This window comes from Actinomyces sp. Z5 (assembly GCF_003287795.1).
Taxonomy (GTDB): domain Bacteria; phylum Actinomycetota; class Actinomycetes; order Actinomycetales; family Actinomycetaceae; genus Actinomyces; species Actinomyces glycerinitolerans.
Genome location: NZ_QMIN01000071.1, coordinates 35578 through 46083 on the forward strand (window position 1 = coordinate 35578; position 10506 = coordinate 46083).

A 10506-nucleotide genomic window follows, 5' to 3' on the forward strand; every position below is an offset into this window, starting at 1 on the left:
CCCAATCCACGCCCACGGCAGTGATAACGTCATCATAGCAGATGTACGCCTCCTCAATGACACCTTCGAGTTACCCCACCAATTACTGAACTAACTCGCACCTTCTCAAGCCGTACCCCCTTATGTTAACGTCGACATGTGTGGGGCGCCAGAGCCCCGCCGCCCAGGCACTTCGCGCCGGCGCCACCGGCGTCGTCCGGCCCCGAACCCAGGCGGACCCGCCCGGTCCGCTACCGCACACAGGAGAGTCAACGATGATCCTTCCCGGGCACCACGAGGACCTCACCGTCCTGCACGAGGGCACCCTCCCCCACCGCGCCTACTACGTCCCCGCCTCCGCGCCCACCCACGGTGCGCCCTGGCAGCGAGAGACCTCAGACCGCTTTCAGCTGCTCAACGGCGACTGGGCCTTCGCCTACTACCCGGGCCCATACGCCGTACCCGAGGACTTCTGGGCGCCAGCGGCCCCCACCACCGACCTGGCTCGCATCCCGGTCCCCTCCAGCTGGCAGCACCAGGGATACGACCACCACCAGTACACGAACTACCGCTACCCCATCCCCCTGGACCCGCCCTATGTTCCGCAGGACAACCCCTGCGGCACCTACCTGCTCGACTTCGAGCACGCCGCCCCGGCCGCGGCGCCGTGCACCCACCTGGTGTTCGAGGGCGTCGACTCCTGCTTCTACGTGTGGCTCAACGGCCGCTATCTCGGCTACAGCCAGGTCTCCCACGCCACCAGCGAGTTCGACGTCACCGACTTCCTGATCCCGGGCACCAACCGGCTGGCCGTGCTCGTGCTCAAGTGGTGCGACGGCACCTACCTGGAGGATCAGGACAAGTTCCGCACCTCCGGCATCTTCCGGGACGTCTACCTGTTGGACCGCCCGCAGGACTGCCTGTTCGACTACGCCATCACCACCGCAGTCGACGACGCCGCCACCGTCACCGTCCGCGCCGGTTTCCGCGGCCAGCCGGTCCCCACCCGCCTCGAGTTGCGCGATGCCGCCGGCGCCGTCGTCGCCGACGGCGAGCTGGAACCCGCCGACACCGGCTCCCCGTACACCCACGCCGCCGCCCTGCGCGTCGCCTCCCCGCACCTGTGGTGCGCGGAGGACCCCTACCTGTACACGCTGCACCTGACCACCCCCGGAGAGGTCATCACCGAGCAGGTCGGCCTGCGCGAGGTCACCACCGCGGGCGCCGTCCTGTACGTCAACGGCGCCCCGGCCACCCTACGCGGCGTAAACCGGCACGAGTCCGATCCGGTCACCGGGCCGACGATCGACGTCGAGCACATGCTGCGCGACCTGCGCCTAATGAAGCAGCACAACATCAATGCGGTGCGCACGGCCCACTATCCCAACGATCCGCGCTTCTACCAACTGTGCGACGCCTATGGGTTCTTCGTCATGTCCGAGGCGGACGTCGAGTCCCACGGCACCCAGGTGCGGGTGCTGGCCGACTCCTCCTGGGACAGCCAGGTGGAGCATTGGAACGAGCCCATCGCCGACAACCCCGAGTGGACCGAGCCCACCCTGGACCGGGTGCGCGCCATGGTCGAGCGGGAGAAGAACCGGCCCAGCGTCATCTCCTGGTCGGCCGGCAACGAGTGCGCCTACGGCTGCACCTTCGAGGCGGCGCTGGCCTGGATCAAGGCCGCCGACCCCACCCGGGTGACTCACTACGAGAGCGCCTTCTACCGCGACTCCAAGCGCGCCTACGACTACTCCGACATCGACCTGTACGGGCGCATGTACCCGGGGCTGGACGAGGTGCACGCCTACCTGGACGCCGATCCGGACAAGCCCTTCCTGCTGGTGGAGTACTGCCACGCCATGGGCAACGGCCCCGGCGACCTGGAGGAGTACTGGGAGCTGATCCTCGCCGAGCCGCGCATGTGCGGCGGCTTCGTGTGGGAGTGGTGCGACCACGCCATCCGTGCCGGGACCGCCGACGACGGTCGCCCCGTCTACCTGTACGGCGGAGACAGCGGGGAGCTACTGCACGACGGGAACTTCTGCGTGGACGGTCTGGTGTCCCCCGACCGCGTCCCCCACACCGGCCTGCTGGAGCTGAAGAACGTGCAGCGGCCCGCGCGCGTGCTCGCCTTCGACGCCGACGCTGGCACCCTCACGCTGCGCAACGACCTGGACGCCACCGACCTGGCCGGCTACCTGGAGGTCCGCTACGAGGTTCGGCGCGACGGCGTCGTCGTCGACTCGGGTGAGCTGGTGCTGCCGGATTCGGTGCCGCCGCACACCGCCGTCACCATCCCCTGCGCCGCGAGGGTGCCCGAGTCCGGCCGCTGCCACCTACTGGTCTCCTACCGGCTCAAGGCCGCGGCGCCGCTGCTGGAGGCCGGGCACGAGCTGGGCTTTGACGAGGTGCCGCTGCGCAACGCCCACTCGCGCCACCACGTACTGGACCGGCTGGCCGCACTGGCCGGTGCGCCGTCGTCGGGCACGACGGCGGCCACGCCCACGGTCACGACGGCGGGCCCGACCGGGCTGGTGGTGGCCGGGGAGTCCTTCAACTATGAGTTCGACACCCGCACCGGCCTGCTCAGCCGGCTCGTCGTCGGCGGCCGCAGCCTGCTGACCCGCCCCATGGAGATCAACACCTGGCGGGCCCCCACGGACAACGACGCCGAGGTGCGCAAGGACTGGGAGACCGCCCAATACCACCGCACCACCACCCGCGCCTACCGGGTGGAGGCCGAGGAGCGCGCGGACGCCGTCGTCGTGCACACGGAGCTGTCGGTCGGGGCGCCCGCGGTGCAGCCGGTGCTGCGGGCGGCGGGCACGTGGACCATCACCCCCTCCGGGCTGATCGAGCTGGACGCGCGGGTCATGCTCGACCCGGACTTCCCGCCGCTGCCGCGCCTGGGCCTGCGCCTGTTCCTGCCGCCGTCCATGACTGCTGTCGCCTACCACGGGCTCGGCCCGCACGAGAGCTACGTGGACAAGCACCGCGCCGGCTACCACGGCACCTTCCGCAGCGACGTCGACGCCCTACACGTGCCCTACCTGCGTCCGCAGGAGGGCGGCTCCCACGCCGACTGCGATTACGTCACCGTCAGCGACGACGTCGCCTCCCTGACCGCGGCCGGTTTCGGACCACTGTCCTTCAACGCCTCCCGGTACACCCAGGAGGAGCTCACCCGCGCCCGCCACGACGTCGAGCTGCGGCCGTGCGGCGCCACGGTGCTGTGCCTGGACCGGGCCATGGCCGGGATCGGCTCCGCCTCCTGCGGCCCCGCCCTGCGGGACATCTACCGGGTGGTCCCGGGGCGCCTGACCGACCTGGGCATTCGTCTCTTCCTCCTCCCATCCATCACCCCCGCCCGCGGCGATTCCGTACTCGCGGGCTCGACTCACAGCGAGGTCAACTGATGCAAGAGAAGAAGTACCTCAAGTGGTACAACAAGGTCGGATACGGCTCCGGTGACGTGGCCGGGAACGTGGTGTACGCGCTGCTGTCCGCGTTCGTCATGATCTACCTGACCGACACGGTCGGGCTGAACTCCGGCGTGATCGGCACGCTCATGATGCTGTCGAAGTTCTTCGACGGCTTCTCCGACATCCTCTTCGGCACCCTGCTGGACCGCACCCGCACCCGTATGGGCAAGGCCCGACCCTGGATGCTGTGGGGCTTCGTGGGCTGTGCGGCGATGATCATCGCCGTCTTCGCCATTCCCCCCAGCCTGGGCGAGACCGCCCAGTACGCCTGGTTCTTCATCGCCTACACGCTGCTGAACTCGGTGTTCTACACGGCCAACAACATCGCCTACTCCTCGCTGACCGCGCTGATCACCAAGAACAGCGCCGAGCGGGTGCAGATGGGCTCCATCCGCTTCATGTTCGCCTTCGGCACCAGCCTGCTGATCCAGACCTTCACGGTTAAGGGTGTGGAGCTGCTGGGTGGAGGCGCCGAGGGCTGGCGGACGATCGCCATCATCTACGCGCTCATCGGCCTGGCCGTGAACACCCTGTCGGTGATGTCCGTGCGGGAGCTGTCCCCCGAGGAGCTCGCCGACCGCTCCGACATGCCCGCCGAGGACGCCGAGCGCGCCGCGGCCGCCGACGCCGCGGCTTCAGGCGGGGCCGACGAGAAGCTGCCGTTCAAGGAGTCCATGCAGCTGCTGCTGGCCAACAAGTACTACCTGATCATCCTGGTGGTCTTCCTGATGACCCAGATCTTCACCGCCACGCTGAACATGGGCATCTACTTCATGACCTACATCCTGGGCAACGCGAACCTTTTGGGTGTGTTCGCCTGGGCCATCAACATCCCGCTGATAGCGGGCCTGCTGGCCACCCCCTGGGTGGTTTCCCGGGTGGGCGGCATGTACCGGGTGAACATCGTCGGCTACATCATCGCGGTCCTCGGGCGGCTGGGGGTGGTCGCGGCGGCCTACGCGGGCAGCCTGCCACTGATGCTGATCTGCTCCGGGATCGCCTCCATCGGTATGAGCCCACTGCAGGGCACGGTCAACGCGCTGATCGCGGAGGCCTCCGAGCACACCCTCCTGCGCTCGGGCAAGCGGATCGATGGACTGATGTTCTCCTGCACCTCGCTGGGGGTGAAGATCGGCGGCGGTCTCGGCACAGCGCTCGCGGGCTGGCTGCTGGCCGCGAGCGGTTACATCGCCAACGCGCCGGTCCAGCCCGACTCGGCGATCAACATGCTGTACTTCATGTACCTGTGGATCCCGGCGATCGTCAACGGCATCATCCTGTTCCTGCTCTCGCGGCTGGACGTGGAGCGCGCCAACGATCGTTTGCGGGAGGGCAGCGAGGTCCGGGCAAAGGCCGCGGCGGAGCCGGCATAGGGGTAGCCGCCGTCGTCGTGCCACTCAGCCTGCGATTTACGACCCCGGGGTGCGTTTCACGACCACCCCGGGGTCGTATTTCGTACCCCAAGGTCGTAAAGCGCATGAGTCGGGCCGCAAAGTGCATGCGCCGCGCCGGTTCACGGCACTGCTCCCGCGCCAACGTGCCGTCACCCAGCGCGCCTCGCCACGGTTTCGCATCGGGCCGATAACATTTGGGTCATGTTCAACTCGGCGCTCTCCCGGCAGCAAGACCTCGAGCTCCGCTACCGATCGGCAGTAGTGCGCGACTTGCTGGCCACCGGAGTACGCGTAGCGCGCAGTGGCGGCCTGTCGGAGGTCAACCGCGATTCGGTGACCACCACACTCGCGGTCGGGCTCGGCCGCCTGTACGAGATCGTCCTGGGCCTGCGCAATCTGAACCTGTACGGGCGGTGGGCGCCGCAACCGGGTGATACCGGCAGTACCTACCCGGAGACCCGCCTCGATCTGTTGTCCATGCACGACGCGGTCTTCGACTTCCTCAGCCTGGCTCCCCACGGACTCACGCGCGCCGCCGGGCGCGGACTGAGTCGGATCAACACCGATCCAGCCGTGCCGCGATTCGTGTCCGCCCTGGGCGCCTACTGGGAGCCCACGCAGGGGGGCAGGGCGAGCAGCCAGAGCACGACGGGCGCGTGGAACGGCATCGAGGACGCCGTGCGACAGACCCCGGAGGAGCACGCACCAGATCTTCTCGGTGGTCCCAACGGTGAGCCCGCCGAGTATCTGGCTTGGCGGCGTGCGGCGCGCGCCTCCCGGGACTCCGAGCAATCCTCCGCAAGCGAGCAGCTGGCTGACGCGGTGGAGGCCATCTGGTTCACGCTGGGCGCTTGCGGGCGCGACGGCGCGCTCGGACATCCGGGGGAGATCTTCGCCGCCGAGGTACTACCCGACCGCACCGTGTCGGCTGCGGCCTAGACGACGTCGCACGGCAGCCCGGCACTCCCGGCGCGCGGTGCCGGGCGCGGCAAGCCGTCGGGGTCGGCAGGGGCGGAGTCCCGGCGGACCGACTCAAACGCGGCACCACGCCGCCGCGCCGCCGGTGCCACGCCGACCACTATTGCCCGCAATCGACTCTTTTTATGAGAACCGTTCTCGCATATAATTGTTTGTGCCCGAGCTGGCCCAGCCGCCAACGCCGCGACAACGTCGTCCCGAGCACTCGCACAATCCAGCCAGGAGGCACATCATGCCCACCCAATCGCGCCCCGACCAGCGCGCCCAGATGGACCGGATCCGGCACGGCGCCGGCTTCATTGCCGCCCTCGACCAGTCCGGCGGTTCTACCCCGCGCGCGCTGAAGGCATACGGCATCGAACCCGACGCGTGGAGCAGCGAGGAGGAGATGTTCGATCTGGTCCACGCCATGCGCACCCGCGTCATGACCAGCCCCGCCTTCACCTCCGAGCGGATCCTCGCCGCCATCCTGTTCGAGCGCACCCTCGACTCCGAGGTCGAGGGCCGCCCCACTGCCGACTACCTGTGGGATGTCAAGGGCATCGTTCCCTTCCTGAAGGTGGACAAGGGCCTGGCCGAGGAGGCTCACGGCGCCCGCGTCATGAAGCCCATCCCGGGCCTGGACGACACCCTGGCCAAGGCCGTGGACAAGCATGTCTTCGGCACGAAGATGCGCTCGGTCATCCTGCACGCCGACACTCAGGGCGTCGCCGCCGTCGTCGATCAGCAGTTCGAGATCGCGGAGAAGATCCTCGACGCCGGGCTCACCCCCATCATAGAGCCCGAGGTGGACATCCACGCCCCGGACAAGACCGGCATCGAGCTGCTCCTGCTCGCCTCGCTCAACGCCCACCTGGACGACCTGCCTGAAGGCCGCGATGTGGTGCTCAAGCTGACCATCCCCTCGGTGACCGACTTCTACCACGCACTCATGCGCCACCCGCGCGTCGCCCGTGTGGCCGCCCTGTCCGGCGGTTACACCCGCGCCGAGGCCGTCCGGCGCCTGGCCCGCAACCGCGGCCTGATCGCCAGCTTCTCCCGCGCCCTGCTGGAGGGTCTGGACGTCTCGCAGACCCAGGCGGAGTTCGACGCCGCTCTGGAGGCCTCGATCGCCGAGGTGTACCGGGCCTCGACCACCTGAGCGCGACCGCGTGGAATGCTGGGCGGGTGAGTATCCGACCCGTATTCCGCAAGCAGGACGATCTGCCCGGCGCCACCCGTCTGGAGGCGCAGGGACTGGCCTGGCTCGGCCAGGCCATGGCCGACGGCGGCGCGTGCGTGGTTCCCGCGCGCGCCGGCGACGGCTGGCTGGAGGAGCCGCGGCTCGCCGATTCTCGGGTGACACCGGCGGCGGCCGAGGCCTTCGGGCGGGCTCTGGCCGTCACCCACGCCGCCGGGGCGCCGGCCTTCGGGTGCGCCCCGCCCGGCTGGGACGGGCGTACCCAGATGGGGCGCAGCAACATCCGCCTGCGCCCGCACGCGGCCGAGTCCGGCACGCCGCGCCGCTGGGGTGAGTTCTACGCCGCGGACCGCATCGCCCCCTACATCGGGCCGGGGCGGGATGCGGGCACGCTCTCCGCCGCCGATGCCGCCCTGCTGGAGCGGGTCTGCGCGCGCCTGGCCGACGGCGACTTCGACTCCGCCCAGCCCCGCCTCACCCGCCGCGCCGCCGCCGAGCGGGGCGACGGCGTCGCCGTGGCGCGTACGCACGGCGACCTGTGGACCGGCAACGTCTTGTGGGTGCCGACGGCGGAAGTGGCCGACTGGACTCCCGCCGGCGCGGACCGCGGGGCGGGCGGAACCGTGGGCGTGCTGATCGACCCGCTCGCCCAGGGTGCGCACGCGGAGACCGACCTGGCGGCCTTGGGCGTGTTCGGGCAGCCGTATCTGGAGCGGATCGTGGCCGGCTACAACGAGGTCTCACCGCTGGCGGAAGGCTGGCGCGAGCGCGTGGGGCTGCACCAGTTGCACCTGCTGATGATTCACGTGTTCCTGTTCGGGGGCGGCTACGGGCCCCAGGCGGTGGCACTCGCCCGCCGCTACGCCTGACCCGACGCCGGGCCTCGGCGCAAGCGCTGACGCCCAGTCGTCGCGGCTCTGGGCACCCCGCCGCAGGCTCGTGAGCGCCGTCGGCCGTTGCGGCCGGCCCTCACGACGGCGGGGCGTCCGGCCGGCGGGGCGCCCTCGCCCTACAGGTTCACCTGACGGGAGATGATGCCGGCCTTGGCGCGGCGGGCCTCGGCGTCGAGCGGGGCGTCGTCGGCGAGGGCGGCCTCGAGCCGCTGCGCCATGGCCCGCATGGGCTCGGTGAGTTCCTCGGCCTCGGTGCCGGGCACGAGCTCCCACACGGGGATGGCCAGGCCGCAGGCGCGGAAGGCGCCGAGGAAGCGGGCGCCCTCCTCCAGGTCGGACTCGCGGGCGGCGTGGATGCGGGCGAAGGCGTTGAAGAAGGCGTCCTCGTCCTCGCCGCGCACCCAGCGGACGAACTCCTTGCCGTTCATGCGGCACCAGTAGGCGTGCTCGACGCCGGGCACCGGCACGGTGGGGGCGATCCCCTCCTTGGCGTCCTCCACGATCCGGAGCGCCTCGGGTTCCTCGGCCTGCTCGGCGGTGAGCCAGAAGTCGAAGGACTCGCGCACGTCGATGCTGGGGGTGAAGTCGGGGTCGAGGATGTCCTGGAGGCGCTCACCCGGCTCGGGCAGGCCGCTGGGCGCGAGGCCGGTGCCGGGTTCGAGATCGAGCGCCTCCAGCAGGGCGGCGGCCACGTCTCGGCTGGCGTCCCCGGAGCGGACGGTGCTCTGCATGGCCACGAGCACCCGGCCGTCGGCGCGCTTGAGGGAGCGGGCCAGTTCGGGCAGGAGCGTGACCAGCTGGACCTCCTGGCCGCCGTGGTCGGCGTCCAGGCGCACCGTCATGGAGGCGGCGGGGATGATCTGCATCATCGCCACCAGGTCCGGCTCGGCGGGCAGCCCGGCGAAGGGGCGAGCCACGAAGGGGATCTGCTGCTTCTTGGCGGCCTTGCGGTCGCCGTCGCGACGCCGCTGGCGGTTCTTCTTCGACATGCGCGCCAGCCTACCGGGTGGGACCAGCCACGGGCGGCGGACCGCGGCGCGCCGAGGCAACCGCCGGTCGCGGACTGCGCCTGTACCGAAGGCGGCCGGCTCCACGCGCCCCCGGCCGACCGCACAGCGCCGTCGTTCGCCTCAGAAGTGAGAGCTGGAGCCGGAACCGGAGAAGCTGCCGCCGCCGAAGCCGCTCGAGGAGCCGGACCCGCCGGAGGAGGAACTGGACGAGGGGGATGCGATATTGCTGTAGCCGGTGACCAGGCCGTCGACGGGCCGGGAGAACAGCGGCACCGCGCCGACGCCGGAGGCGCCGGACCCCGAGTACGGCCAGTTCGCGCCGTACGCCCCCGCGTCATGGGCACCTGATCGGCGCACAGCCGCGTCGTACAGGCCCGGGGCGTCCAGGCCCACCGACTTGGAGTTGATGCGGATGGTGGTGGCCAGGTCGTAGTGGTGGCGCTCGCTGCGCGCCGAGGAGGACCACCAGCCCTGATAGTCGGCGCTCTCGCCGGCGTACTTGCCTTGCGCGTAGTCCTTCTCATAGCGGGCCAGCCGCTTGCGGCCCGTACTGGAGGTGTCCGCCGCCAGCGCCCGCCAGGCCAGGTCGCCGCAGCGGTGGTGAACGTCCAAGTCCATGGCGTCGAGCTCGTCCAGGGCCGCCAACGGCGTCAGGGCCCCGGAGACCAGCTCGCTCGTCATGGCCGCCAGCCGGTCACGGCGTTCCCGGACCAGATCGCGGTCCGGCGCGACATCGAAACTCACCTTGGCCCGTTGCGTGCTGAAGGCGACGGAGGCGCACAGCGCGGCGTAGGAGCCGAGATCCTCGCGCACCGGCCCCTGCTCGTTCTCCCACACCTCCTCCCAGCCGGGGCCCAGGGTGAGGAAGGTAGAGGCCGCGGCGATGACGTCGTCGAGCCGGTCCAGTTCCTTCGCCCTGTCCTCCAACTCCGCGGCATCCCTGAAGCAGCCCAGGGCGAACCACTGAGCCCCACGGGGCTCGCCGAACTCACGGAACAGACGCACCAACTGCACGTACCGTTCCTCGAACCAGGCGAAGCGGGCGAGCACCTGGGCGCCGTATGCGTTGTCGGCGGGGACGGTGCCGGCACGGATCTGGGTGGCGTCGTAGTCCGCGGTTACTTGGGCGAAGCACCGCCGGGCCTGCCGCAGGGAATCGCGCGCCGCGTTGCGGCAGAAGAAGATCAGTCCCAGCAGGGCGAGGGCGGCGGCAATGCTCAGGCAGGTCACGAGTACCGCCGCCCGCGCCGAGGTGATGGGTTTGCCGAGCGATTCGGCGGTGCGCTGGGCCATGGCCTCCAGGCCGGCCTCCCACTGCGACATGCGGAAGGAGCCCCTCGCGGCGTCCTGGATCTTTCCCTCGGTGTACTTGCCGACCTTGACGTCCTCGCCGAAGTAGCAGCCGACCCACCGCCCCTGCGGGGACACCGCGAGTATCACCAGCCCGTCGGCCCAGACGTCGGGGTCCGCGGTGGAGATCCACGACGGCTGCCGATTCAGCGCGTAGCCGAGGACGGCGTCGTTGAAGACGGTGTCGGAGCTGGCGTAGGGGTCGACGTCGTCCGTCGTGAACACGGCCAGGCGGATGTC

At 70.2% G+C, this 10506-nt stretch carries 7 protein-coding genes; 5 read left to right on the forward strand and 2 right to left on the reverse strand.

Annotation, left to right across the window (positions count from 1 at the left end; all coding sequences use genetic code 11):
* The first annotated feature begins 254 nt into the window (after window positions 1-254).
* The 5 genes from DRB06_RS09890 to DRB06_RS09910 all read left to right on the forward strand — a co-directional run bounded on the left by DRB06_RS09890 (window position 255) and on the right by DRB06_RS09910 (window position 7882).
* Window positions 255-3395 (forward strand): glycoside hydrolase family 2 TIM barrel-domain containing protein, encoded by a 3141-nt coding sequence (locus DRB06_RS09890; RefSeq protein WP_111819839.1) that lies wholly within the window; start codon window positions 255-257, stop codon window positions 3393-3395.
* A complete protein-coding gene (locus tag DRB06_RS09895) occupies window positions 3395-4834 on the forward strand; it encodes an MFS transporter (RefSeq protein ID WP_108965415.1) in 1440 nt (479 codons plus the stop codon). The genes DRB06_RS09890 and DRB06_RS09895 overlap by 1 nt, the downstream gene beginning before the upstream one ends.
* A 222-nt stretch (window positions 4835-5056) precedes the next feature.
* Window positions 5057-5794 (forward strand): hypothetical protein, encoded by a 738-nt coding sequence (locus DRB06_RS09900; protein ID WP_111819840.1) that lies wholly within the window; start codon window positions 5057-5059, stop codon window positions 5792-5794.
* A gap of 271 nt (window positions 5795-6065) precedes the next feature.
* Window positions 6066-6974, forward strand: a complete 909-nt coding sequence (locus tag DRB06_RS09905; protein ID WP_111819841.1) for a fructose bisphosphate aldolase — start codon at window positions 6066-6068, stop codon at window positions 6972-6974.
* A gap of 26 nt (window positions 6975-7000) precedes the next feature.
* A complete protein-coding gene (locus tag DRB06_RS09910; RefSeq protein ID WP_395994442.1) occupies window positions 7001-7882 on the forward strand; it encodes a fructosamine kinase family protein in 882 nt (293 codons plus the stop codon).
* Between the two features lie 140 nt (window positions 7883-8022).
* Here the strand turns inward: DRB06_RS09910 and DRB06_RS09915 are convergent, their stop codons facing one another.
* Both DRB06_RS09915 and DRB06_RS09920 read right to left on the reverse strand, forming a co-directional pair.
* Window positions 8023-8895: a DUF5926 family protein gene (locus tag DRB06_RS09915; RefSeq protein ID WP_111819842.1), complete on the reverse strand. Its 873-nt coding sequence runs from the start codon at window positions 8893-8895 to the stop codon at window positions 8023-8025.
* Window positions 8896-9036: 141 nt separating this feature from the next.
* The coding region (locus DRB06_RS09920) for a DUF5129 domain-containing protein (protein WP_258522227.1) at window positions 9037-10506 on the reverse strand (1470 nt) is incomplete at its 5' end.

What these genes read in the sequence shown, in the direction of transcription:
- DRB06_RS09890 (WP_111819839.1), top strand. Translation starts at nt 255, where the DNA reads ATGATCCTTCCCGGGCACCACGAGGACCTCACCGTCCTGCACGAGGGC.
- DRB06_RS09895 (WP_108965415.1), top strand. Translation starts at nt 3,395, where the DNA reads ATGCAAGAGAAGAAGTACCTCAAGTGGTACAACAAGGTCGGATACGGC.
- DRB06_RS09900 (WP_111819840.1), top strand. Translation starts at nt 5,057, where the DNA reads ATGTTCAACTCGGCGCTCTCCCGGCAGCAAGACCTCGAGCTCCGCTAC.
- DRB06_RS09905 (WP_111819841.1), top strand. Translation starts at nt 6,066, where the DNA reads ATGCCCACCCAATCGCGCCCCGACCAGCGCGCCCAGATGGACCGGATC.
- DRB06_RS09915 (WP_111819842.1), bottom strand. Translation starts at nt 8,895, where the DNA reads ATGTCGAAGAAGAACCGCCAGCGGCGTCGCGACGGCGACCGCAAGGCC.